19 protein-coding genes are annotated in these 23,703 nt (G+C 71.9%); 7 read left to right on the top strand and 12 right to left on the bottom strand.

All coding sequences use genetic code 11. The features are described from left to right. The first annotated feature begins 205 nt into the window (after positions 1-205). Both ACWCQK_RS39085 and ACWCQK_RS39080 read left to right on the top strand, forming a co-directional pair. Entirely contained in the window at positions 206-1,372 is a 1,167-nt protein-coding gene (locus ACWCQK_RS39085; protein ID WP_451163554.1) for an anhydro-N-acetylmuramic acid kinase, read from the top strand. Between the two features lie 327 nt (positions 1,373-1,699). After that, positions 1,700-4,579, top strand: coding sequence for an FAD-binding and (Fe-S)-binding domain-containing protein (locus ACWCQK_RS39080; protein ID WP_451163552.1), 2,880 nt, complete (start codon positions 1,700-1,702; stop codon positions 4,577-4,579). 100 nt (positions 4,580-4,679) lie between these two features. On the opposite strand, the gene ACWCQK_RS39075 is transcribed toward ACWCQK_RS39080, so the two are convergent. Both ACWCQK_RS39075 and ACWCQK_RS39070 read right to left on the bottom strand, forming a co-directional pair. Continuing rightward, positions 4,680-5,300, bottom strand: a complete 621-nt coding sequence (locus ACWCQK_RS39075; protein ID WP_451163550.1) for an FMN-dependent NADH-azoreductase — start codon at positions 5,298-5,300, stop codon at positions 4,680-4,682. A 79-nt stretch (positions 5,301-5,379) separates the two neighbouring features. After that, positions 5,380-6,240, bottom strand: coding sequence for an alpha/beta fold hydrolase (locus ACWCQK_RS39070; RefSeq protein WP_451163548.1), 861 nt, complete (start codon positions 6,238-6,240; stop codon positions 5,380-5,382). Positions 6,241-6,470: 230 nt separating this feature from the next. Between ACWCQK_RS39070 and ACWCQK_RS39065 the strand changes: the two genes are divergently transcribed. Continuing rightward, positions 6,471-6,914: a MarR family winged helix-turn-helix transcriptional regulator gene (locus ACWCQK_RS39065; protein ID WP_451163546.1), complete on the top strand. Its 444-nt coding sequence runs from the start codon at positions 6,471-6,473 to the stop codon at positions 6,912-6,914. A 366-nt stretch (positions 6,915-7,280) separates the two neighbouring features. Here the strand turns inward: ACWCQK_RS39065 and ACWCQK_RS39060 are convergent, their stop codons facing one another. The 8 genes from ACWCQK_RS39060 to ACWCQK_RS39025 all read right to left on the bottom strand — a co-directional run bounded on the left by ACWCQK_RS39060 (position 7,281) and on the right by ACWCQK_RS39025 (position 14,306). Further along, entirely contained in the window at positions 7,281-8,507 is a 1,227-nt protein-coding gene (locus ACWCQK_RS39060) for a cytochrome P450 family protein (protein ID WP_451163544.1), read from the bottom strand. Continuing rightward, entirely contained in the window at positions 8,504-9,727 is a 1,224-nt protein-coding gene (locus ACWCQK_RS39055; RefSeq protein WP_451163542.1) for a cytochrome P450, read from the bottom strand. Before ACWCQK_RS39055 ends, ACWCQK_RS39060 begins: the two co-directional genes overlap by 4 nt. Continuing rightward, the gene (locus ACWCQK_RS39050; RefSeq protein ID WP_451163556.1) at positions 9,724-10,317 is read right to left on the bottom strand and encodes a GTP-binding protein; all 594 of its coding nucleotides are present in this window, start codon (positions 10,315-10,317) and stop codon (positions 9,724-9,726) included. The genes ACWCQK_RS39055 and ACWCQK_RS39050 overlap by 4 nt, the downstream gene beginning before the upstream one ends. A 13-nt stretch (positions 10,318-10,330) precedes the next feature. After that, on the bottom strand, positions 10,331-10,678 hold the full coding sequence (locus tag ACWCQK_RS39045; protein WP_451163540.1) for a DUF742 domain-containing protein: 348 nt from the start codon (positions 10,676-10,678) through the stop codon (positions 10,331-10,333). Next, entirely contained in the window at positions 10,675-11,082 is a 408-nt protein-coding gene (locus tag ACWCQK_RS39040) for a roadblock/LC7 domain-containing protein (protein ID WP_451163538.1), read from the bottom strand. The genes ACWCQK_RS39045 and ACWCQK_RS39040 overlap by 4 nt, the downstream gene beginning before the upstream one ends. Next, entirely contained in the window at positions 11,079-12,626 is a 1,548-nt protein-coding gene (locus ACWCQK_RS39035) for an ATP-binding protein (protein ID WP_451163536.1), read from the bottom strand. The genes ACWCQK_RS39040 and ACWCQK_RS39035 overlap by 4 nt, the downstream gene beginning before the upstream one ends. Before the next feature lie 376 nt (positions 12,627-13,002). Next, on the bottom strand, positions 13,003-13,668 hold the full coding sequence (locus tag ACWCQK_RS39030; RefSeq protein WP_451163534.1) for a class F sortase: 666 nt from the start codon (positions 13,666-13,668) through the stop codon (positions 13,003-13,005). 146 nt (positions 13,669-13,814) lie between these two features. After that, entirely contained in the window at positions 13,815-14,306 is a 492-nt protein-coding gene (locus ACWCQK_RS39025; RefSeq protein WP_451163532.1) for a sortase, read from the bottom strand. A 795-nt stretch (positions 14,307-15,101) separates the two neighbouring features. Here ACWCQK_RS39025 and ACWCQK_RS39020 point away from each other — a divergent pair. The 3 genes from ACWCQK_RS39020 to ACWCQK_RS39010 all read left to right on the top strand — a co-directional run bounded on the left by ACWCQK_RS39020 (position 15,102) and on the right by ACWCQK_RS39010 (position 19,058). Beyond that, positions 15,102-15,938 (top strand): GNAT family N-acetyltransferase, encoded by an 837-nt coding sequence (locus ACWCQK_RS39020; protein ID WP_451163530.1) that lies wholly within the window; start codon positions 15,102-15,104, stop codon positions 15,936-15,938. Between the two features lie 116 nt (positions 15,939-16,054). Continuing rightward, the gene (locus ACWCQK_RS39015; RefSeq protein WP_451163528.1) at positions 16,055-16,573 is read left to right on the top strand and encodes an adenylate kinase; all 519 of its coding nucleotides are present in this window, start codon (positions 16,055-16,057) and stop codon (positions 16,571-16,573) included. Between the two features lie 508 nt (positions 16,574-17,081). After that, positions 17,082-19,058 carry an N-acetylmuramoyl-L-alanine amidase gene (locus ACWCQK_RS39010; protein ID WP_451163527.1) on the top strand — a complete coding sequence of 659 codons (1,977 nt, stop codon included), beginning with the start codon at positions 17,082-17,084 and terminating at the stop codon, positions 19,056-19,058. Here ACWCQK_RS39010 and ACWCQK_RS39005 read toward each other — a convergent pair. Next, a complete protein-coding gene (locus ACWCQK_RS39005; RefSeq protein WP_451163525.1) occupies positions 19,052-21,046 on the bottom strand; it encodes an ABC transporter ATP-binding protein in 1,995 nt (664 codons plus the stop codon). The genes ACWCQK_RS39010 and ACWCQK_RS39005 overlap by 7 nt on opposite strands. A 217-nt stretch (positions 21,047-21,263) precedes the next feature. Next, positions 21,264-22,520: an MFS transporter gene (locus ACWCQK_RS39000; protein WP_451163523.1), complete on the bottom strand. Its 1,257-nt coding sequence runs from the start codon at positions 22,518-22,520 to the stop codon at positions 21,264-21,266. Positions 22,521-22,654: 134 nt separating this feature from the next. On the opposite strand from ACWCQK_RS39000, the gene ACWCQK_RS38995 reads away from it, so the two are divergent. Beyond that, the gene (locus ACWCQK_RS38995; protein WP_451163521.1) at positions 22,655-23,590 is read left to right on the top strand and encodes a LysR family transcriptional regulator; all 936 of its coding nucleotides are present in this window, start codon (positions 22,655-22,657) and stop codon (positions 23,588-23,590) included. Positions 23,591-23,703: the final 113 nt, after the last annotated feature.

Below are 23,703 nucleotides of genomic sequence, written 5' to 3'. Positions count from 1 at the left end.
GTTTGCTTTTTAGTTCTGTTTAACGTGGAATTGCAATACCCCCACGCGACCGGGGGGGCCCCGCGGCTGCCCCCCCCCGCCCCCCCCCCCCCCCCACCGCAGCTCCCACACGACCTGGAGGATCCATGATTCGCGTGCCTGTACCACCGCGCGGCACCACCGTGTCTCCCGCGGGCCACACGCCCCACGGCGACGAGGAGGCATCGTGCGCGTGATCGGCCTGATGTCCGGCACCTCCTACGACGCCATCGAAGCCGCGGCGGCCGACCTGACCCTCGACGGCGACACGCTGGTGATGCGCCCCCTCGGCGCGTTGAGCCTCCCGTACCGCGACGACGTACGGGAACGTATCGGCGCCGCGCTGCCTCCGGCGGCCACCACCATGGAAGATGTCTGCCGCCTGGACACCGGCATCGGCCAGGCCTTCGCGGACGCCGCGGCGCGTGGCGTGGAAGAGCTCTGCTCCGGCAGCGCCGACCTGGTGGTGTCGCACGGCCAGACCATGCACCACTGGGTCGAGGACGGCGTGGTGCGCGGAACCCTCCAGATCGGCCGGCCGGCCTGGATCGCCGAGGCCACCGGGCTGCCCGTCGTCTCCGACCTGCGCAGCCGGGACGTCGCCGCCGGCGGCCAGGGCGCGCCCCTGGTCAGCATGGTCGACGCCCTGCTGCTGCGCGGCCGGGACGGTGTCCCCGCGGCGCTCAACCTGGGCGGCATCGCCAATGTGACGGTGGTCGCGCCCGACGCCGATCCGGTCGCCTTCGACACCGGTCCCGCCAACGCGTTGGTGGACGCCGCCGTGCGGCATTTCACCGGCGGGGCGCGGGACTTCGACGAGGACGGCAGGGGCGCCGCCACGGGCCGGGTGCATTCCGGCCTGCTGGCCCGGCTGCTCAGTGATCCGTACTACCGCAGAGCGGCACCCAAGAGCACCGGCAAGGAGCTGTTCCACCTGCCGTACCTGCTGGACGCCCTGGCGGCCGAGCCCGTACCGGACCACGACGACGTCCTGGCGACGCTCACCCGGCTCACCGCCGTGACCGTCGCGGACGCCTGCCGTGCCCACGGCGTCACCGAACTCGTCATGTCCGGCGGCGGCGTCCGCAATCCCGTCATGACCGCGATGATCGGCGAGGAACTGCCCGGCGTGCGACTCTTGGTCAGTGACGACCTGGGTGTGCCGTCCACCGCCAAGGAGGCCCTGGCCTTCGCCGTCCTGGGGTTCCTGACGGTCCATGGACTGCCGGGTGTGGTGCCTTCGTGCACCGGTGCCCGTCACGCCTCGGTCCTCGGCAGCATCACTCCGGGCCGCGGGCCACTGCGGCTGCCCGTGGCGGCGACCCAGCCGCGCACACTGCGGGTGGTCGGTTAGACCCGTGTCCGGGCGGGCTGACCCGTGTCCGGGCGGGCCGACCCGTGTCCGGGCGGGCCGACCCGTGTCCGGGCGGGCCGCGAGCCGGACAGCGCCGCCCGGACGGACTCCGGATACGTGGCGCCCTCGTCCGGACGGACTCCGGATACGCGGCGCCCTCGTCCGGACGGAGTCCGTATAGGCGGCGCCCTCACCCGCACAGACTTCCCAAACGCAGCGCTCTCGCGACGCCGTCGCCCGCACGGACCCGCGCGGTGCCGCACCCTCGTCTCTCCCCCCCCGTCTGCCGGTGGTCCCCGGGCCGCCCCGAGTAGTTCCGAAGGACCCATGAGCCCCTCAGCCGTGATCCCTCCGCCGCCCGCCGACGGCAACCGCGCGACCGACCTGGCTGAGCTGCTGCGCGACTGTGTCGGTGACCCGGCCGAGGTGCGCACCGGTGTGCCCCAGCGGGCCGCCGCGGCGCACGACGCCTCCCACTACCTCCTCGACCCGCGGGCCGTCGTACGCGCGGCGTCCGCCGGCGAGGTGGGGGCGCTGATGGCCGCCGCGCGTACCGCGGGGCTGCCACTGACCCTGCGCTCCGGCGGAACCAGCCTCTCGGGGCAGGCGGGCGGCGACGGCGTACTGGTCGACGTGCGCACCCACTGGCGCGGCACCGAGGTACTCGACGACGGCCTGCGCGTCCGGGTCCGGCCCGGGACGACCGTGCGCCAGGTGAACGCCCGGCTCGCGCGCTACGGCCGCCGGCTCGGCCCCGACCCCGCGAGCGAGTCCGCCTGCACCATCGGCGGGGTGGTGGCCAACAACTCCAGCGGCATGAACTGCGGCACCCAGGACAACACCTATCGCACCCTGGAGTCGATGGAGTTCGTCCTGCCCTCCGGCACCGTCGTCGACTCCGGGGCCCAGGACGCCGACGACCTGCTGCTCGCCCGCGAGCCCGAACTCCACGCCGGGTTGGTCCGGTTGCGCGACCGGGTCCGGGGCTCGGCGTCGTCCCGCGCCATCATCGAGCACCAGTTCTCGATGAAGAACACCATGGGCTACGCGCTCAACTCCTTCCTCGACCACACCCGTCCGGTCGACGTGCTCGCCCATCTCATGATCGGCAGCGAAGGCACGCTGGGCTTCGTGTCCGAGGCCGTGTTCCGCACCGTCCCGGTCCTCCCGCACGCCGCCACCGGACTGCTGGTACTGGCGAGCCTGGCCGAGGCCACCGACGCGCTGCCCGCACTGCTCGCCGCCGGTGCCCGCACCGCCGAACTGCTCGACGCGGCCGCCCTGCGCGTGGCACAGTTCGACGCCGACGCGGACGACGAACTGCGCGGCCTGCGGGTCGAGCGGCATGCCGCGCTCCTGGTCGAATTCGCCGAGGACTCGGCGGAGGAACTGGAGTCGGTGGTGGAAGCCGCGCGGCCGGCCTTGTCCCGGATCCCGGTGGCCGGTGGCGGCCGGCTCACCCGTGACCCGAAGGCCCGCGCGCGACTGTGGCACCTGCGCAAGGGCCTCTACACCGCGGTCGCCGCGGCACGCCCGGCCGGAACCACGGCGCTCCTGGAGGACGTCGCGGTACCGATGCCGCGGCTCACCGAGACCTGCGAGGGTCTCATCGGCCTCTTCGACCGGCACGGATACGAGAACACGGTCATCTTCGGCCACGCCCGCGACGGCAACGTGCACTTCATGCTGACCCAGGACTTCGACTCCGCCGCCGAGATCGACCGCTACGCCCGCTTCACCGACGACATGGTCGACCTGGTCCTCGACGCGGGAGGCACCCTCAAGGCCGAGCACGGCACCGGCCGCGTCATGGCCCCCTACGTCCGGCGCCAGTACGGCGACGAGCTGTACGCCGTGATGCGTGAGGTCAAACAGCTCTGCGACCCGTCGAACGTCCTCAACCCCGGGGTCGTCCTGGACGACGACCCGACCGCTCACCTGCGGCACCTCAAGGCCGTACCCCCCGTCGACCCCGAACTCGACCGGTGCGTCGAGTGCGGCTACTGCGAGCCGGTCTGCCCGACCGCCGACACCACCACCACACCGCGCCAACGCATCGTCCTGCGGCGGGAGATCGCCCTGGCCGCCACGAGCGGCGACGAGCAGCGCCGCCAGGAACTCGAGGCCGACTACGCCTACGCGGCCGTGGACAGCTGCGCGGCCGACAGTCTGTGTGTCACCGCCTGCCCCGTGGTCATCGACACGGGCGCGGTGATGAAGCGGCTGCGCGGCGAACGGCACGGCACGCTGGCCCAGTCGGTCGGCAAGGCGACCGCCGACCACTGGGGGACCGCCGTCAAGGGCGTACGGTTCGGGCTCACCGCCGCCCACGCCATGCCCGCCCCGGTGACACGCGCCGCCACCGGGGCGCTGCGCCGTCTCGGCGCGTCCGAACTGGTACCGGCCTGGAGCGAGGACGTACCGCGCGCGGGCGCCCCGCGTCCCGCCGCGCGTGCTCCGCGGCAGGCGCGGGCGGTGTTCTTCGCGGCCTGCATCGGGACCGTGTTCGCCGCCGAGGGCGAGCGAGCGGAAGGCGACCGTCCACGTGGAGCAGCCGCAGCGTTCCTGGCCCTGTGTGAACGGGCAGATGTCCCGGTCACCGTTCCCGAGGGACTGGACGGGCTGTGCTGCGGTACTCCGTGGCAGTCCAAGGGCTTCACCGAGGGCCACCGGGCCATGGCCGAACGCACCCTGGACGTCCTGTGGCGGGCGACCGACCACGGCAGACTGCCGGTGGTCTGTGACGCCTCCTCCTGCACCCACGGACTGGAGCAGCTCACCGGCGCGTTGCCGCCGGAGGAACGTGCCCGCTACGAGGGCCTGCGCGTCGTCGACAGCGTGGAATTCGCCGTCGGCCATCTCCTCCCGGCGTTGCCGAAGCCGCGGCGACTGGACTCCGTGGCGCTGCATCCCACCTGTTCCACCGTGCACCTGGACATCGGCGGCGCGCTGCGGGCCCTCGCGGACGCGGTGTCCACCGAGGTGATGGTGCCCGACAGCTGGAGCTGCTGTGCCTTCGCCGGGGACAGGGGGCTGCTCCATCCCGAGATCACCGCCGGTGCCACCGCCGCGCAGGCCGCGGAGGTGACGGCGCGTGAGCACGACGCGTACGCCTCGTGCAACCGCACGTGCGAGATGGGCATGACCCGGGCCACGGGCAGGCCGTACCGGCACATCCTGGAACTGCTGGAGGAAGCCACGCGCTGACCGCGGGCGCGGCAGCGGTCCAGGAGGTACCCGTACCGGCCCCGACATCGAGACGTACCGAACGCGCGGCCGGGTTAACCCGCCACCGGGTTCATCCGGTTCACGCCGCTGCGGGTAGGTCGAGGGAGTCGGCGATGGCGGCGGAGGCGTCGCTCATCGCGGCCTCGATCTGCTCGGCGCTCTGGCCGTTGACGGCGATGATCTCGACGTCGGTGATGCCGATAAAACCGAGCACCCCGTGGAGGTAGGGGGCGTGGAAGTCCATCGGCGCGAAGGCGGGGTTGTCGAAGTCGCTACCGGAGGCGCGCAGGACCACGGCCTTCTTTCCGGAGAGCAGCCCCTGAGGGCCGTTCTCGTCGTAGGTGAAGGTACGTCCGGCCATGCACACCTGGTCGATCCACGCCTTGAAGGCCGCGGGAACGCTGAAGTTGTACATGGGGACGCCGAGCACCAACACGTCGGCGGACTCCACCTCGCGGATGAGGGCCTCGGACGCTTCCACGGCCGCCCGGGATTCCGCGCTGCGGTCCTGAGCGGGTCCGAAGACTCCGGCGATCCACTGCGGAGTGACCAGGTTCGGGGTGTCGAGGGTGACGTCGCGATGGGTGACGGTGCCCCGCGGGTTCTTGGCGCGCCAGGCGGCGACGTACTGGGCGGAGAGCCGGCGGGTCAGCGAGTCGGCGCCACGGGCGCTGGAGTCGATGTGGAGCAGGTGCGGCATGAGATTTCCTGGTGATGTCGGAATCGGGGGATTCGCGGATGGGGGGAGCGGTACGTCGGGAGGAGTCAGTGGGAGGAAGTCAGTGGCTGGAGGTGCGGGCGGCGTTTTCGATCAGGTGGGTCACGTCACCGGGGTCGGTGAGAGGGGCGGCGTGGGGGGCGTCGACGCGCACGGTGTGGGCGTGGGCGCGTGCGGCCATGAACCGCTGCGCCGCCGGTGGGATGGCGTGGTCGTCGTCGGCGACGAGGTACCAGGACGGGATGGTCTTCCACGCGGGAGTGCCGGAGGGCTCACTCAGGGCCTGAGGGGTGATCGGCCGCTGGGTGGCGGCGAGTGCGGCGGCGCGCGTCGGTGAGAGGCGGTCGCTCAGGAAGACGTCGCGGAACTTGTCGGGCTTGATGGAGAGATCGACGCCGGGCGCGCCGTCGGTTCGGGGGAAGGGGACGGCGTCGAGGGCGGTCGGTACCGGGGCGGTGGGATCGTCCGTGAGGTGGGTGCCCGGGAACTTGGCGCTCAGGGCGGCGGCGCTCTCGCCGCTGTCGGGGGCGAACGCGGCGATGTAGACCAGGGCCTTGACGTGGGGATTGCCCGTGGCCGCGTTGCTGATGACGGCACCGCCGTAGGAGTGGCCGACCAGGACGATGGGGCCGCGGATGGTCTTGAGGCGGGCGGCGAGGTAGGCGGAATCTCCGGAGAGACCGCGCAGCGGATCGGCGGGGGCCACGACCGGGTAGCCGTCCTGCTGGAGGCGTGTGACCACGCGGTTCCAGCCGGAGGCGTCGGCCCAGGCGCCGTGGACCAGTACGACGGTCGGTTTGGGCGCGCCGGGGGAGGCGGTGGCCGTGGCCGGTGCGGCGGTGGCCGACGGGATGAGCAGGGCACTCACACCGAGGCCGGCGGCGGTGAGACCGGCGGAGATCAGCGAACGGCGGCGAAACATCGGTACTCCAACTGTGGGGGGCGAGCGGTCGGAAACAGGTCCGGCCAGCGCGGTGAGCCGGCTCAGCGGCAGGCCTGGTGAGCGGCGTTCTCCCCTGGCGGGGAACCGCGTGGCGTCCCGGGGCTGCCCGTCTGTCGCGGGGTCTTCCCGAGGTGGCTGAGCAGAACGCTATTGATGGCGCCTTATTGAAGGCACCTTCAATGTAGAAGGTGCCTGCTATGGTGTCAAGCATGGACAAAGACGTCAGTGACCCGGCCGGTCTGGGTTCCCTCGTGGAATTCGGCCTGGCCTTGAGACGAGCGCAGCACCTCTTCGCGCTGCGGGCCGACGAAGCCCTGCGGCCGATCGATCTCAACCTCGGCCTGTGGGCGGTACTGCGCGAGGCGGCGCGGATGCCGGGGGCCTCGGCATCAGAGCTGGCCAGGGCCTCGTTCCACACTCCGCAGACGCTGGGCGGACTGCTGCAGCGACTGGAGTCGCGGGGGCTGGTGGTCCGCAGCACCGGACGCGGCCGGATCGTCGAGAACCACCTGACCGAGACCGGCCAGGTCGTTCTGCGTCAGGCGACGGAGCGCGTCGAGTCGATCATCGCCGCGGCGCTGGACGGATTCAGCGAAGACGACCGGGAGACCTTCAACCGGCTGGCCGTCGACCTCGTGGCCGCCCTCGCCTGATCTTGATCGCCGCGCGGGTAGGGCGTCGGGCTGTGCGGGTCCGGCCCGCGCCTGCTCCGATTCCGGCCGGCGTGCCGAACCGGCCGGCCGCGCCGGTCCTCGGCAGGTACGCGTCGGCCGAGCGCCCAGCGCACCGCGGCTCGCGCGTAGTCAGGGCGGTGCTCGTCGTACGGCCGCGGCCGCCACGCCGAACGACGAGGCGTGAAGCAGCCGTTCGCCCCGATCCAAGCGGTCACCGTATCGGCGCCGTCGGCGGTCGGTCACCCCGCCTCACAGCCGACGAGACCAGGCGCGCCCAAAACGGTTCCGGGCTCCGGTGCGGTGGGGTCACCGCGCCGAAGCCCGGGCCGGGCGGGTGCCAGGATGTCAGACGGTTAGCCGTACCGGCAGTTCGAAGAGGTCGTTCTGCGTCACGACCGGCTTGTTGCGCAGGGCCGACGCGGGTACCGCGAGGTCCAGCTCAGGGAAGCGGGCGTACAGGGCGGGCAGTGCCACACCGGCTTCGAGGCGGGAGAGCGCCGCTCCCGGGCATACGTGGGGGCCGTGGCCGAAGGAGATGTGCCGGGTGCGCGTGTCGCGGGTGACGTCGAAGTCTCCGGCCGAGGGGCCGTGTGCCTGTTCGTCGCGGCCCAGCGCGCCGTAGGACACGATGAGAGCGTCTCCCGCCGGGATGACCTTGTCGCCGACGGGGACGTCCTCGGTCGCGAAGCGGATCAGCACGTGCGAGGTCGGCGTCGACCAGCGCAGCGTCTCCTCGACCACCGCGGACCAGTCCACCGTGCCGGCCAGGACCATGGCCTTCTGGTCGGGGTGGGTGGAGAGGTTGACGACCGCGTTGACGATGAGCGAGATGGTGGTCTCGTGGCCGGCGGCGACCATCAGTTGCAGGGTGGAGACGATCTCCTCGTCGGTGAGCCGGTCGCCGTCCTCGGAGGCGAGGACGAGCGCGCTCGTCAGGTCGTCCCCGGGTTCCGCGCGCTTCGCCGCGACCGTCTCGCCCATGATGCCGGCGAGTTCGACGAGGGTGGCGATGACCTCCGCGGGCGGGGTCTGGGTCGAGAAGAACTTCTCGAACAGGACCTTCAGCCGGGGAAGCCGGGACTCGTCGATGCCCATGAGATCCGCCACCACGTACATCGGCAGCGGATAGGCGAAGGCCGCCTTCAGGTCGACGACGTCCGCGTCCGTGGGCAGCCGGTCCAGCAGCTCGTCGGTCAGTTCGGCGATCCGGGCGCGCATGGCCTCCACCCGGCGGGGGGTGAGGGCCTGGGCGACGAGTGTGCGCATCCGGCGGTGGTCGGCGCCGTCCACGGTCAGCATGGAACGGCCCGGGTTGGCCAGCCCGATCAGCGGCCAGTCCTGCGGGATCTCGCCGCGCTGCCAGGCGCCCCACACGTTGATGTCCTTGACCAGGCGCGGATCCGTCAGCAGGGCCTTGGCCTCGGCGTGGTGGGTGACGGCCCACACGGGAACGTTGCCGGGCAGTTCGACCGCGACCAGGGGGCCCGCGGCGCGCAGCTTCGCGCTCTCGCCGTCCAGGTCGGTCACGAACGGGTCGAGTGCGATCCGTGATGCTTCGGTGCCGGTCGTCATGCTCGGTTTCCTCCCAGGGCGGGGGTGGGTGTGAAATGCACGGGCAGCTCGGTCAGCCCGCGCAGCCAGGGCGACGGGCGACGGGTCAGGGACCCGGCGGGAACCGCCAGGTCGATGTCGGGCAGCCGGTCGAGGACCACCTCGATGCCCGTCCGGGCGATGACCTCGGAGACTTCCTGGGCCGGGAAGGGGCAGCGGTGCTCGCCGTGACCGAACGAGAAGTGCGCGCTGTTGCCGCCGGTGAGAGCGGAGCCGTCGGTGCGTACCTGCGGGTCCGAGTTGGCGGCCTGCAGGCCCAGGAGCAGCAGGTCCCCGGCCCGGATGTGGTGGCCGCCGAGATGGGTGTCGCGCGAGGCCCAGCGGCCGGCGACGTTCTGGGTGGGCGTGTCCTCCCAGAGGACCTCGTTCATGGCCTCGGCGACGCTGTGGCGGCCGCCGAACAGGGACGCGGCGAAGCGGTCGTCGGTGAGCATCAGGCGCAGGGAGTTGCCGATCCAGTCGGCGGTGGGCTGGTGCCCGGCGGCCATCATCACCATGAGGTCCTGGGCGATCTCCTCGTCGGTGAACCCGCTGTCGTCGGCCAGCATGCGCGAGACGACGTCATGAGCGGGCGCGGCCCGGCGTCCGGCCAGCAACTCCGCCATGGAGGTGGCCAGATGGGACTGGCCCGCGAGGGCACGCTCGCGGCCGTCGATCATGTCGTTGAGCGCGGTGACCAGACCGGGGCCGTCCTCGTCGGCGAAGCCGTACAACCGTGCCAGGACGCGTACCGGCAGCAGCATGGCGTACTGGCCGATGAGGTCGGCCTGACCCAGCGGGGAGACGGAGTCGATGAGTTCGTCGGCGAACCGCTCGGCGTGGGCGCGCAGTTCGGACGGATCGGCCCCTTCCAGCGCGTTGCTGATCATGGCGGCGCGCTCACGGTGCCGCTCGCCGACGGTGTAGAGGATGGAGGGCTGCCTGCGGCCGATCATGGGCAGCAGGGGCCAGTCGCCGGGAATGGAGTCCCACTGGTTCCACAATTCGGAATCACGGCTGAAGAGGACCGGATCGCCGGTCACCTGGTGCAGTTCGCGGTAGCCGAGGACGAGCCACGCCGGTACGCCACCGTCCAGCAGCACCGGTGTGACGGCGCCGTGGTCACGCCGCATCTCCCTGTACAGCAGGGCGGGTTCGGTCTGGAAACGGGGACCGCTGAGCGGAACGGCGTCGGTGGTCACGCGAACTCCCGTGGGGAGGCGACAGCGCGGGCCTCGTGCCCGGCGTAACGGTTCTTGATGTGCTGGACCAGGGCGATCAGCACCTGCTTGCTCGACTCGCGCGAACGAGCGTCGCAGTCGACCAGCGGTACGTGCGGATCGAGGTCGAGGGCGGCCCGTACGTCGGCGTGGGTGTGGCCGACACCGCCGAAGTCGTTGCAGGCGACGATGAAGGGCGTCCCGTGCTGTTCGAGGCGGTCGATCGCGTACCAGGAGTCGTCGATGCGGCGGGTGTCGACGAGGACGACCGCGCCGAGGGTGCCGGAGAACAGCCGGTCCCACAGGAACCAGAAACGCTCCTGGCCCGGCGCGCCGAACAGGTAGAGCACGTTGCGCGCGTCGAGCGTGATGCGGCCGAAGTCGAAGGCGACGGTGGTGGCGCTCTTCCCGCGCACCTCGCTGATGTCGTCCACCGACTCGCCGGCCCGGGTCATCGTCTCCTCGGTGTTGAGAGGACGGATCTCGCTCACCGAACGGACCATGGTCGTCTTGCCGACGCCGAAGCCGCCCACGATGACGATCTTCAGACCGTTGTCGGCGGTGGCACCCAGGGGGGTGCGCACGTCAGATATTGCGGAGTCCAACGAGCACCTGCTCCAGGAGGTCGGGGTCGGGGAGGGCCGATCCGCGGGGATGGCGCGCGCTGACGCGGCCCGTCGCGAGAAGGTCGGACAGCAGAATCTTGGTGATGCTCACCGGCAGGCCGAGTTCCGCGGCGACCTCCACCACGGCGGTGGGGCCTTGCGTCATCCGCAGGATCGCGGCGTGCTCCGACTGCATGCCGGCGGACGGCTCGCACTCGGCCACCACCAGCGTGACCAGATCGAAGGGGTTGTCCGGTCCGGGTCTGCTGCGTCCACCGGTGAGGGTGTACAGGCGGTCGGGGGCGTCGTCCCTGCCGGGGCGGCTCATGCGGAGCGTGGCGGGGCCGTCAGGTGCTCGCCGAGCTGTTCCACCAACTCGCTCATGTTGTGTCCGATCAGCCCGGCGTCGGCGTCCTCGGTGGTCAGCACGGCGAGGTGCGCGCCCTCTCCGGCCTCGACGATGAAGAGGGTTCCGCCGTAGAACTCGGTCATCGACGAGCGCACGCCGCCGCTGCCGTCGCCGAACTCCACCGAGGCGCCGTGCGACAGCGCCTGGATTCCGGAGGCGATGGCGGCCAGGTGGTCTGCCTGGTCGACCGTCAGCTCCTTCGTGTGGCAGAGCTTCAGCCCGTCGCGGGAGAGCACCAGCGCGTGGCGGGCGCCCGGGGTGCGCTCCAGGAGCCCTTCGATGAGCCAGGTGAGCTTCTCGTCGGCGGTGGTCGTGCCGGTCATGAGGTGGTGTCGCCTTCCGCTTGCGTGGGGGAGTGGGACGAAATATCGGTTGCCGTCTCGGGTGACGCGGACGGTGCGGCCTGCCCGTCCTGAGGCGTCAGCGGCAGCGGGTGGCGGCCTGACGTCTCTCCGGGAGGGGTGCGTACGGCCTGACGGAAGGCGCCGAAGCGGTCGGCCCTGGTGCGGATGTCCCCGGTGGCGGGCTCCGCGCGGGGATCGGTGTCCCGGGGCACCGAGCGGGCCTGCTCCGCGGCGGCGAGCGTACGGCCCCGGCGTCGTCTGGGCAGGTCGGAGGGTTCTTCCGCCGCCTCGTCATCCGTACCGTCGCGGCCGCCGTCAGACGTGGAGGCAGACGTGGTGGACACGGTGTCGGCCGGACGTCGCGGGACCGGCGGGGCGACCGGCTCAGGCCGCGCCGCCGCGGCCGAACCTCGTTCCGCCGCGGCGGTGGTGAGGATGTCCTGGGGGATGAGTACGAGCACACCGGTTCCGCCGCGCGCGGAGGGCCGGAAGGACACCTTCAGCCCGTACTTGCGCGCCAGGCGGCCGACCACGGCGAGTCCCAGCCGGGTACCCGTGAGCCCGCCCAGCCCGGTCCCACCGCCGGACACGGCCTGTTCCGCCCGGCGCAGCTGGACATCGCCCATGACGAGCCCGCTGTCCTCCACGGAGACGATCACACCCGCGGGAACCTCTTCGACGTAGACATGGACCTCGGCGTTGGGCGGCGAGAAGTTGGCCGCGTTGTCCAGGAGTTCCGCCAGGGCGTGCATGACCCCCTCGGCCGCGTGCCCCGCGACAGCGCTGTCGCTCACGGAGTGCAGCCGGATGCGCTGGTAACCGCCGATGCGGCCCATGGCGCCGCGCAGGATGGACTCCATGCGGATGGGACGCGCCCACCGACGCCCGGAGCGCGCGCCCGTGAGGACCGCGATCGAGTCCGCGAGACGACCGGCCTGTGCCGTGCGGTGGTCCAGGTGGAGCAGGTCGGCCAGGACGTCCTCGTCGCTGTGGCGTTCTTCCATCGCCCGCAGGTCGGCGAGGGTGCCGGTGGCCAGGGCCTGCATACGGGCCGCCGCGTTCGCGGTCGCGGAGAGCGCCGCGGCCCGCTCGCCGACGGCCTGTTCGAGCTGCGCGGACAGTCGCCGCACCTCCTCGGCCAGCCGTGCCCGCTCGGTCTCGCCCGCCCGCACGAGCCGGGCACGTTCGGCCTCGGCGGCGTCACCGAGGTCCCGTTTCTCCTGCCGCCACCGCTCGGCCGAGCGCGCTCCCTCTTCGACGGCGCGCTGTGCCTCGGCCGCCGCGGTGCGTCGCGCGGCACGGTCGGTCCCCGAGGCCCGCAGTCCGTACGCGGCGACCGTCACCGACGCGCACAGCAGCAGCGCGGCCACGCCCGCGCACCAGCCGAGGGGGCCGCGCACGGAGGGCGGCGCCACGGCGACGGCCCAGCCGACCGCCAGAGCCGAGAGGGCCGCGGTGGCCAGGGGGACGGGGAGCAGGGATCGGAGGGCGGGGCGGTCGCCGTGGGCGGCGGGCGCGGTCATCAATCGGTTCCTCGACTGGCCACGTCGTATTGCGGCCCTCGTGCCGTTCTGGGAGAAATTACGTGCGGAAGACCACGAATTTCGATCAACAGGGCGCCACTATACGAGAGTTTGCGATCAACGCGAGAGGGTCTCGCGTGCCGGGTCGGCTGTCCCGCGCGGACGGGTGGTGACGAGTCGGACATGAGGTGTGTCCCACGGCGTCAGGAAGCGGTGGTCTCACCGGCAGGAGAGCGGCAGACATCAACTTCTTCGCCGCCGAGGGCTCTTGACGGCCCATAGCCCCCGAAGGGCGCACGGATGGGCGAAGGGGCCCCTGGACGACGGTGCCGAACGAGGTGAACCGCGTCGCGGACCGCCGTTGGTCCTGGGTCGTTCACCCTGTCAGGACGTGACTGATCGGCTGTTTCACCGCGGTGAGCGTCGCGTAGACCACGATGTTGCTCTGGTAGCCGGCGTTCTTGACGAAGCCGCCGCAGGTGATCAGCCGTAGCTGGGGCACGTCGGAGCCGCCGTAGACCTTCTCGTTGGGGAATCTCGCCTTGTCGTAGACCTCGACGGCGTCGACGGTGAAGACGGCCGTACGGCCGTCCACCCGGCTGATCTCGATCATGTCGTTCTTGGCCAGGGCGCCGAGGTCGTAGAAGACGCCGGGGCTGCCCGCGCGCAGGTCCACATGGCCCGCGACCACGGCGGTGCCCGCCGAACCGGGTGCCGGGCCCTTGCCGTACCAGCCGGCGAGGTTGGGGTTGTCGCCGGGCGGGGGTTTCAGCGCCCCCGCCCGGTCGAGGTCCAGCTTGGTCACGGGGGCGTTCACGCTGATGGCGGGGATGCGCAGCCGCACAGGCGCTGCCGGGGGCAGCGGGTGGACGGCGGGCCGTGTCGCCGGGGCGGTACGGCCGGGCGTGAGGCCTGCTGAGGGGGTGGAGAACGCCTGGCCGGCCGAAGGCTGGGGTGGCTGTCTGTCGAGCATCGCGCCGATCACCAGCACGCTGCCTGTCACCAGAGCCAGGGCCAGATACTTGACCGGGGGGACGAACATGGGTCGGGGCGAGCCGGCCTTGTGCCGGGGTTTCGTCGCGGTCGAGTCTCCTGCCTGCGGCCGGATGCGGTTCATTCCGTCCTCGGGGCGCGTGCGGTGTCCGGCCGGTGGGGTGGGATCCGGGCGGTGTGGCGGGAGCCAGGCGGTCAGGTGCGGCTGCCGGACGAGCGGCGGCGCATTCTGACCAGACCCCCGGCGGCGGCCGCGGCGATCAGCGCACCGCCCACGACGATCTGTGTATCGGTGTCCCTGGCGTCTCCGAAGCCGGCTTCGACGGCGCCGTTCGGTTCCCGGCCGTTGATCTGGTAGGTATCCGTGAGCTTGGTCCGTGGCGGGCACTTCACCGTGACTGTGTCGGTCTCGGGGCCTCCGTCGCCCGGGATCTGGAACTCGCCGGTGAGCTCGCCCGCGCGGTCACCTTCGAACATGTGGAACTGCCCTCCCGCCTCCGACTCACCCTTGCCGTAGGTGACGTCCGGGCCGCAGGCCGTGGTGGTGACGGTGACGGTGGAGCCGGGGGAGCCGTTCCCCGGGCGGATGTTGAGATCTGAGTCGTCGCTGGCGGAAGCGGCCGGACTCTGCAGGGCCAGGACACCGATGACCAGGCCCAGACCGACGCCAACGTGGTTGTTTCGCAAGGGAATCCTCCAACAGAGCAGTGGCCGGCCTGTCTGCGCGGCGCCCCTGTTCTGCTCCACCGACCAGGCAACCGACAGTCCGTCAGCGGCGCAACACGAGCTGTCGGCGCATATGTCACTCGGGCAGGCGTAGCGACCGCCCTCACGGCCGCGTTTACGCAGGTCGCCGGAGCGATGGCCCCCACAGGGGAGGTATCGCCACAGGAGAGCGGATGGCCTAAGGACCCTGGGTGGGGGCGCGGTGGGACACGGTCAGGACGCCGAGGACGCCGAGGACGGCGTGCGGGAGGCTGCGCTCGCCGTGCCGCGCGGCGTCGGTGACATGAGGGACCGGGACGCGGTCGGCCCCTGGCCGCGGAGGGCGGCGCGCGTTGTGTGCCGCGCCAGGCCGAGCACGAGGGCGGCGGTTCGATGGCCGAACGCGCGAGGGCCGCGGCGATAGATCTGCCGGATCGGCCGGTGGGCCCACCGGACCCGGCGGAGGTCCTCGATGGTGCCCGCCCGGAGCGGCGGACCCGCCTCGGCACTGTCCGAGCGGAGGCCGCCACGCCGCACAAGCCCGCCGGAGGACCCGTTCCCCTGCCCGCCCCGTGTCGTACGGCTGCTCCTGCCGGACCGGGGCCGCGTCGATAGGCCGCGCCTTCACTCTCCACGCCACGGCTGAGAACGCGTCTGGCGACCGAGCGAACTTTTCCGGCCCTCAGCGCATCCTGCGGGTATGAACACACCGGACGACGGATGGTTCACCGCCGCCGCGCCGGGCCTCGGACACCACCAAGAGAGGGGAAACCGGGCATGACGACCACCGTGCCGCTCGGCCTCGCCGAGCAGACCGAGATCAAGGCCTACGTCGACTTCGTGACCGGCGCGCCGACCCCGGTACGGGAGACGCTGGGCGTCGGCTCGCTGCACGTCGGCCCGGCGCTGGCGCTGGCGATCCGGGAGGACGCGAGCCGCTTCTTCAACCGGGCCGGAGGCTTCGGCGAGGGCGGGCCGATCACCGTGGACGTCCTGTCGAGGGTCTGCGACTTCTACCGCGAACAGGGTGTGCCTCAGGGGGCGTTCATGATCGCGCCGCCGCTGCTGCCGGCGGACTGGGCGACGATCGCCGGCAAGCTGCACCTCACCGAGGGCAGCCGGTTCGCCAAGCTGGGGTGCGACATCAAGTCCACGCGGTCCGCGGCCGACGACACCACGGCGCTCGACCCCGGCCTGCGTGTCGGCCTGGTCGAGCCCCACCAGGCGCACGAGTGGGCCACCGTCATGATGTCCGCCTTCGGGTTCGGCGCCCCGGCCATGATCGAGATGGCCGCGGCGTGTGTCGGCAGGCCGGGCTGGCAGCAGTACGCCGTCTACGAGGCCGATCGGATCGTCGCCGTCGGCAGCGTGTTCGTGAACGCGGAGTGTGCCGACATGTTCGGCGGAGCCACGCTGCCGGAGGCGCGCGGCCGGGGCGCCCAGTCGGCCCTGCTCAACGTCCGCATCCGGGCCGCCGAGGCCGCGGGCTGCCGATGGCTCGTCGCCGAGACCGGAGCGGAGCGGCCCGGCGACCACAACACATCCCTGCACAACATGCTGCGCGCCGGTTTCGAGCCGCTGTACGAGCGGGTCACCTGGCTCTGGCGGGAGTAGCCCGACCCCGAGCCCCCTCTCTGTGGGCGACGACGCGCGTCAGCCCGGCGTCGGAGCCGGCCCACACCGACGAGGTGGGGGTAAGCGCAGGTGGGGTGGGGGATAGGCTGGCGTGCGTGGAACGGATCTTGGTCGTGGGCGTCACCGGTGCGGGGAAGTCCACGCTCGCGCGTGCCCTGGGCGGCCGGTGGGGCCTGGCGTACCACGAGATGGACGCGCTGTATTTCAACGGCCCGGACTGGGCCGTGAACGACAGGTTCGTCGAAGACGTGACACAGCTCACCACCGGGACTCGTTGGATCGTCGATTCGCTCGGCTATCCGGAGGTCCGTGATCTCCTGTGGGAGCGCGCCGACAGCGTGCTGTGGCTGGACTATCCCAAACGCGTCGTCATGCCCCGAGTCCTGCGTCGCTCCTTGCGGCGCACGGTCACACGCGAAGCGCTCTTCGGAGGCAACAGAGAGACCTGGCGAGGCTGGCTGAGCCGGGAACACCCGGTCTGGTGGGCCTGGTCGCAGCACGCGACCCGCCGCCGGGACATCGAGCGCCGTGCCCGTGATCCCCGCTTCGCCCCGCTCGAGATCCTCCGCTTCCGGCATCCCGAGGACGCCGCGAAGTGGCTTGCGTCCGCTTGACCCGGGGGCATGCTGCTGTCCGTGTGCGGAGCCGACCTGCCCAGCGTGGACGACCGCGCCGTGGACCAGTCGGTGAGTCCGTCGGTCCGTTCCGGCCGACCTGGCCGGGCTGAGCGGTCGTGTCCCGTCGGCCCGGGCGCTGCGGGTGACGCACGCGGCGTTACGTCCTGCTCCTCCGGTTGGAGTGAACCGGTGGTGGACGGCGGGGCGTTCCCGGACGCGACGAGGGACCTCGATACCACTTCCGTCGACACTACGCCCAACTAGCCCTGTATGCGCGCGGGTTACGGCAGGCTCACCAGTGATCGCGAGCAACGTGGTTCTGCTAGATTCGCAAAGAACTCGGCCCCGGGCCGAGTGCGGGCGGACATCGGCTGCACTTCGGCGTCGACGGCGGCAAGGGCATCTCGCCTGATGGATCCGCACACCTTCAGAACGGCTTGTGCCGTGTCGATCAGCGCTGTTGGAGGGCCGTCGTGCCCCATCGGCGGAGATTCGGGGATCGTTGATGACGACAGAGACAGGAATACGCCGACGGGATGCCTCGCGGCGTCGGCACAGGGTGCTGGCGGCGGCGGTGCTGGTGGTGGCCGGGGTCGTCGCCGGGCCGACGGCGGCACAGGCGACGGGGGAGAAGACCCCGGCCGGGGCGGCGCGGCAGCGTGACTTCGCGGCTGCGGCGGCGGAGTTCGAGGTGCCGGAACAGGTCTTGCTGGCGGTGGCCTATCAGGAGTCGGCATGGGACGCGCACGCCGGCGAGCACAGCGCCGGTGGCGGGTACGGCCCGATGCATCTGACGGACGTGACGGCATCCATGCTGGCCGGCGGGGACGCGGGTGCGGCGGGCCGGGCGGGCCGGGCGGGCCGGGCGGACCTGGCGCGGATGGCTGCCGATCCGGCGTCGCACACGCTCCAGGCGGCGGCACGACTGACCGGGCTCTCGGAGCACCTGCTGCGCACTGACGCGGCGGCGAACATCCGTGGCGGGGCGGCGCTGCTGGCGTCGTACCAGAAGGACGGCGCGGACAAGTCCGCGGCCGATCCGGGTCGTTGGTACGCGGCCGTGGCCCGTTACAGCCAGTCGACCCGGCGGCAGGGCGCGCAGGCGTTCGCCGACCGTGTCTTCGCCACCCTGAAGACGGGCGCCGGGCGCACCACGGCGGACGGTCAGCGGGTGAGGCTGACGGCCGATCCCCAGGTGAGCCCGGACACGGGGCAGTTGTCCCGGCTGCGCCTGACGTCGGCGGCGACGGCGGAGACCGAGTGCCCCACGACGGTGGACTGCACCTTCGTGCCGGCCGCGGCGTCCAACGGCCAGGTCTCCAACCGGCCGGCCAACGGGATCAGGATCGACTCGATCGTCATCCACGACACCGAGTCCTCCTACGCGTCGGCCATCGCCACCCTCCAGGCCCCCGGCGGCAGCGCCGCGCACTACGTGATGCGGTCCTCGGACGGCGCGGTGACGCAGATGGTGCCCACGAAGGATCTCGCCTTCCACGCGGGCAACTACTCCACGAACATGCACTCCGTCGGTATCGAGCACGAGGGATACGCCGCGCACGGCGCGACCTGGTACACCGAGGCGCAGTACGAGGCGACCGCGGACCTGGTGAAGTACCTGGCGGAGCGGTTCGGCATCCCGCTGGACCGGCAGCACCTCATCGGCCATGACAACGTTGTTGGCCCGACCTCCGGGACCGTGTCCGGCATGCACTGGGACCCGGGCCCGTCCTGGGACTGGGAGCACTTCATGGCCCTGCTCGACGCCCCGGTCACCGGCGAGCACGGAGTCGGCGACGTCGGCTCGGCGGTGACCATCGCCCCCGGATTCGCCGACAACCAGCAGAGCGTCCAGATCTGCCCCGCCGACGACCCGACCGGCGCCACCACCGCGTGCACGCACGTGGAGCAGCCGTCCAACTTCGTCCACCTGCGCACCGCGCCCGGTGAGACGGCACCGCTCTTCGGCGATCAGGCGATCCACCCCGGCGCCGCCGGCACCGACCGCATCAACGACTGGGGCAGCACGGCCCAGGCCGGCCAGCAGTTCGTCGTCGCCGACAAGAGCGACGACTGGACCGCGATCTGGTACAGCGGCACCAAGGCCTGGTTCCACAACCCGAGCGGCGTCAACACCATCCCCGCCGACGGCGTGACCATCGTCGCGAGCGGCCGGACCCCCGCCACCCCGCCCGTCAAGGTCTACGGCTCCAGCTACCCCGACGCCGCCGAGTACCCCGCGGGTCTGTCACCCTCCACCCAGGCCCCGTTGAGCATGTACTCCATCCCGTCCGGCCAGGCCTACGTCGCCACCGCGCCCGCCGCTCCCACCGACGACTACTTCAAGTCCAGCGGCACCGTCGTCATCGGTGGCAAGTCCATGTACACCATCCAGTACAACCATCGCACCGCCCTGGTCTACGAAGGCGACGTCACCGCCACCGCGCCCGCCGCCGACACCGACACCGCGACCCACTACTGATCCCGGACCGCCCGAGGCGGTGTCCGCGAGCCCGGGACCGGCAGGCGGGTGCCGCCGGTCCCGGCCTGCGGGGCCGCCGGGGCGTACTGGGCGGCCTGGGCGTCGAACATCGCGGCGTAGCGGCCGCGGGCGGTCATCAGTTCGTCGTGGCTGCCCTGTTCGGTCAGCCTGCCTTCTCGCAGGACGTAGATGCGGTCGGCGTGCCGCACCCCGGACATGCGGTGGGTGACCAGGACGACGGCCCGGTTCGGCGCGGCGAGCCGGCGGATACGGTCGAAGGCGGCGATCTCGGCTTCCGGGTCGAGGGCTGAGGTGGGCTCGTCCACGATGAGGACGCTGTCCGCCGTGGACGTGGTGCTGCGCCAGTGCGTGCGGCCGAGGCCGATCTTCTGCCACTCGCCGCCGGAGAGTTCGCTGGCACCGCGGAACATGCGGGCCAGCAGACTGTCGAGGCCATGGGGGAGTTTCGTGATGACGGCTTCGGCGTCGGCGTACTCCACCGACGGTTGCAGGTCCTCGGGGCCGGCTTCTCGGGAGGGCCGGCCGATGCGGATGTTCAGTGCCGCCGTCACGGGCCACCGCTGGAAGTCCTGGGTGAGCAGGGCGACGCGGTCGAAGAGCTGGGTGCGGTCCAGGGAGGCGAGCTCGGCCTCGCCCCAGCGCACGGTCCCGCTCTGCGGCAGCAGCAGGCCGGAGAGCACCTTCATCAGCGTGCTCTTGCCGGAGCCGTTCTCACCGACCACCGCGGTGACCGAGCCCATGGGCAGCGTGAGCGACACCTCGTCGAGTGCGGGAGCAGCGCGGTCCGCGTAGCGGTAGGTGACCCGGTCGAGCGCGACCTGCCGTATGCGCCGGGGCACGGAATCGCCCCCGCCGGGGATGGCCCGCCGCGTCGCCTCGTCCAGGAACCGGGCGTGGTCGCGGACGTAGAGGGATTCCTCGTGGAGCTGGTTGAGGTTCATCACCAGCGCGCCCAGGCTCGCCGAACCCGTGCGGACGGCGATGACCGCGGTGCCGGCGACGGCCAGGCTCATGTGCCCGCTCAGGATCAGCCAGAACATGATCCCGTACGTCGCGGCCATGGCCAGACCGGACAGGGCGGCGGCGACCCCCTCGGTGGCGGCCTTGCTGGACGCGAGCCTCCCCTGTTCGGCTTCGGCGTTCTCCGCCATGCGCTCGTACCGGCTGAGCAGGAACGGTCCGACGGCGTGGATGCGTACTTCCTGGGCGGCGGTGCGTTCGGTGAGCAGGTTGCCGACCAGGCGGCTGGCCCGGACGTGCTCGACCCAGGTCAGCACCGATACGTACCGTTCCTGGGCCACCCGCATCGCGCCCCAGCCGCGTGGTGCGGCGATCAGGATCAGCATCGGCAGCAGGGCCGGGTGCAGGAGGGTGAGCACGCCGGCTGTGGAGATCAGCGAGATCGTCCCGTTCAGTGCGGCCACGCAGGCGCCGATCATCCGGCGGGCGGATCCGGCGCCGTGCTGGGCGACGTCGATCAGCCGGCGGAATTCGGGATCCTCGATGGCCTCCAGCTCCACCGACGCGGCGGCGGCCAGGTACTGGGTGGTGGCGATCCGCTCGACCAGTGGCTCCAGTCGGCCCGCGCGCGAGGTGGACCAGCCGGCCAGCGCCGAGTTGACCACGGCCGCCCCGGCGGTGGCGAGCAGGCCGGGCAGCAGGGCGTGCAACCGCTCCACCGGAGTGCCCGAACCGAGCAGCGCGTGCATCACGGCGTTGAGCGCGAGCAGCCCGACGGCCGCGGTGACGCCCTGCCCGACCTCGCTGACCGCGACGGTGAGCAACGAGCGCCGGTCGGCGTGCCAGGCCATCCGCAGGGTCGCCCGGACCAGTCGCGGCATGGAGCGGAGAGCGGACAGCATGGTCAGATCGAGTCGCGCGTGCTTGTGTTCGGACCAGCCCATGTCGTAGCGCAGAGGGCCTCCGAACAGTTCCCGTTCGGCGTCGGAGACCTGAGGTTCGGCCATTCGTACGCGTGTGAAGAACCTCTTCAAGAGTGCCTCCCGAATCGGACCGGTCGGTGCAGTGCCCTGTACGAGGGCCGTGACCGAGCATCTCGAAGTCGGTGACGGTGGAGGAATGCCGTGGAGCCGGCCCGTCGCTACCGGCACGCACATGTGGCGCGTTTTGATGCGCGAGGTGGTCCGCGCGCGGCCTGGTTCCGGTGACGGCCCCAACGGCCCCTCAGGTGCGGCTCGGAGCAGCCTCCGGCTTCGGTTCCGGCTCGGAGCGAGGTGCCGCGGCGCGGCGGGGGAGCAGCAGCGGGGTCGCCAGCAGGAGCACGCCGGCCAGGCCGATGGCCGTCCGTGATCCGAGCAGGCTGCCCAGCACGCCCCAGACGGCTGTCAGGATCGCGGTCGAGGCTTTGGTGGTCACGGTCCAGGCGGTGAGTGTGCGGGTGACGCGGTCGGCCGCGGTGCGTTCGAGGCGGTAGGTGGCGTAGACGGGATTGAAGACCCCGCAGCAGAGGATGAGCCCGAGTTCGACGCCCATCACCAGCAGCAGTCCCGTGGCGCCGGGCCCGGTGAAGGCCAGGCCGACGGGCCAGATCGCGCGCAGCGTCCCGGTCGCGATGAGGACCCGGTGCTGCCCGAACCGGGTGACGAGTGGCCGGGCCAGCCGGGAACCGAGCAGCCCGCCGATCGAGGGTGCGGCGAACGCGAGTCCGTACTGCCATGGAGTGAAGCCGAGTTGACGCAGCATCAGGACGGCCAGCAGCGGCTGGGCTGCCATCACCAGGCCGTTGAACAGGGCGGTGTTGAAGAACAGCGGACGCAGGGTCGTGTCGGCGAGGATGTACCGCCAGCCGTCGAGCAGGTCCCGAAACCGCATGCGCGGGGCCGGCCGGCGCTCGGGTGGCGGCTCGTGGCCGCCTGTCGCGCGGATGCCCAGGGCCGAGAGCAGGTAGCTGACCGCGTCCGCCACCACCGTCGCCACCGGCCCGAGCAGGCCGATCGCCGCGCCGCCGAGCGGCGGTCCGATGATCGTGGTCGTCCAGGCCGTGGACTCGAACCGGGCGTTGGCGACGAGCAGGTCCTCGCCGGGCAGCAGGGTCTTGAGGTAGGCACCGGAGGCGGCGCGGAAGATGATGTCGCACGATGCGACGACGACCGAGACGAGCAGGAGCTGGAGGAAGGTGAGCGCGCCGAGGGCGAAGGCGGCGGGGATCGTCAGCAGCGCGGCGAACCGCACCAGGTCCATCGCGATCAGCACCGGGCGCTTGCGGCGGAACTCCACCCACGGGCCGAGCGGCACCGCCACGGCCGCGCCCACCGCGGCCCCCACGGAGGCGAGCGCGGCGACCTCGGCCGGTCCGGCGTGCAGCACCTGGATGGCGATCAGCGGGAACGCGCCGAAGGCGAGCCACGTGCCGAGGGCGCTGGTCCCGTACGCGCCCCAGAGCCACCCGAACCGTCGCCCCAGCCGGTGCCCGCTCCTCATGCCCGATGCTCCTCGCCGCTCACCCGCACAACCGATTCGTGACCGGCAGCATCAAAGCAAGCGCCATATGCGCGGATCAAACAACCGCGGAGCCGTCCCGTCACAACCAACGGTTGTGGCCGTAGGGTGTCGGCATGGACCTCGACGCCGTCCGGACCTTCGTCGCCGCCGCCGACGCGGGGCGGTTCCAGGAGGCCGCCGCCGAGCTGGCGGTCACCCAGCAGGCCGTCTCCAAGCGCATCGCCGCCCTGGAGCGCGACCTCGGGGTGAGGCTGTTCACCCGCACCCCGCGCGGCGCCGTGCTCACCATCGACGGGCAGGCGTTCCTGCCCCACGCGCGCGAGCTGTTGCGCGTCGCCGAGCGGGCGGTCGCGTCCGTGCGCACCGGTGTGCGTCCGCTGCGCGTCGACATCATCGCCTCGCGCGGTGCCGCGTCGGGCCTGATGCGCGGCTTCCACCGCGCGCACCCCGAGGTCGACCTCGACGTGGTGATGCTGTTCGACATCGAGACGGCCGTCGCCGCCATCCGGTCGGGTGCGGTCGACGCGTCCTTCCGCGCCGTCGTCATGCCCGGCCGGCCCCTTCCCGAGGACATCGAGTCCGTCCGGGTGCTCGACGAGCCGCTCGAACTCCTCACCGGCCCCGCTCACGCCCTCGCGAACGCCCGGTCGGTGACTGTCGCTCAGCTCACGGGGCACCGCATCTGGATGCCCGGCATCGTCCCCGGTACCGAGTGGGCCGCCTACTACGACGACCTCGTGGCCGAGTTCGGTCTCACCATCGAGGCGACCGGTCCCAACTTCGGCTCCGACGCGCTCCTCGACACCATCGCCGACACCCCGGCCCTGGCGACCTTCATGGGCGGGCAGACCCGTCTCGTCTGGCCCGCGGGCCACGGCCTGCGCCGCATTCCGGTGACCGACCCGACGCCCGTCTACCCGCACTCGCTCCTGTGGCACCGCGACAATCCCCACCCGGCGCTGGCCGCCCTCCGCGCCCACCTGGCCGCCGCGTCGGCGGGCCATGACGCCGCCGGGACCTGGGTGCCGGGCTGGGTGCTGCCGCGTTGAGCACCGCCGGGTCCGGAACCGTCACGGCCACCGGCGGGTAGGGGCAGGGGTAAGGGGCGTCGGTCGGCCCGGCGTCGACGTCCGGCAGCGGGGGCGCGGCGCGGGGCTCCACC

The organism is Streptomyces sp. NPDC002306, assembly GCF_053593435.1.
This window is presented reverse-complemented; position numbering and strand designations above follow the sequence as displayed.

Excerpts from the sequence above, each read along its gene's own strand:
- ACWCQK_RS39065 (WP_451163546.1), top strand. The coding sequence starts at position 6,471 with ATGGACAAAGACGTCAGTGACCCGGCCGGTCTGGGTTCCCTCGTGGAA.
- ACWCQK_RS39030 (WP_451163534.1), bottom strand. The coding sequence starts at position 13,668 with ATGTTCGTCCCCCCGGTCAAGTATCTGGCCCTGGCTCTGGTGACAGGC.
- ACWCQK_RS39045 (WP_451163540.1), bottom strand. The coding sequence starts at position 10,678 with ATGAGCCGCCCCGGCAGGGACGACGCCCCCGACCGCCTGTACACCCTC.
- ACWCQK_RS39005 (WP_451163525.1), bottom strand. The coding sequence starts at position 21,046 with ATGGCCGAACCTCAGGTCTCCGACGCCGAACGGGAACTGTTCGGAGGC.
- ACWCQK_RS39000 (WP_451163523.1), bottom strand. The coding sequence starts at position 22,520 with ATGAGGAGCGGGCACCGGCTGGGGCGACGGTTCGGGTGGCTCTGGGGC.
- ACWCQK_RS39020 (WP_451163530.1), top strand. The coding sequence starts at position 15,102 with ATGACGACCACCGTGCCGCTCGGCCTCGCCGAGCAGACCGAGATCAAG.
- ACWCQK_RS38995 (WP_451163521.1), top strand. The coding sequence starts at position 22,655 with ATGGACCTCGACGCCGTCCGGACCTTCGTCGCCGCCGCCGACGCGGGG.
- ACWCQK_RS39070 (WP_451163548.1), bottom strand. The coding sequence starts at position 6,240 with ATGTTTCGCCGCCGTTCGCTGATCTCCGCCGGTCTCACCGCCGCCGGC.
- ACWCQK_RS39010 (WP_451163527.1), top strand. The coding sequence starts at position 17,082 with ATGACGACAGAGACAGGAATACGCCGACGGGATGCCTCGCGGCGTCGG.
- ACWCQK_RS39060 (WP_451163544.1), bottom strand. The coding sequence starts at position 8,507 with ATGACGACCGGCACCGAAGCATCACGGATCGCACTCGACCCGTTCGTG.
- ACWCQK_RS39035 (WP_451163536.1), bottom strand. The coding sequence starts at position 12,626 with ATGACCGCGCCCGCCGCCCACGGCGACCGCCCCGCCCTCCGATCCCTG.
- ACWCQK_RS39080 (WP_451163552.1), top strand. The coding sequence starts at position 1,700 with ATGAGCCCCTCAGCCGTGATCCCTCCGCCGCCCGCCGACGGCAACCGC.
- ACWCQK_RS39040 (WP_451163538.1), bottom strand. The coding sequence starts at position 11,082 with ATGACCGGCACGACCACCGCCGACGAGAAGCTCACCTGGCTCATCGAA.
- ACWCQK_RS39075 (WP_451163550.1), bottom strand. The coding sequence starts at position 5,300 with ATGCCGCACCTGCTCCACATCGACTCCAGCGCCCGTGGCGCCGACTCG.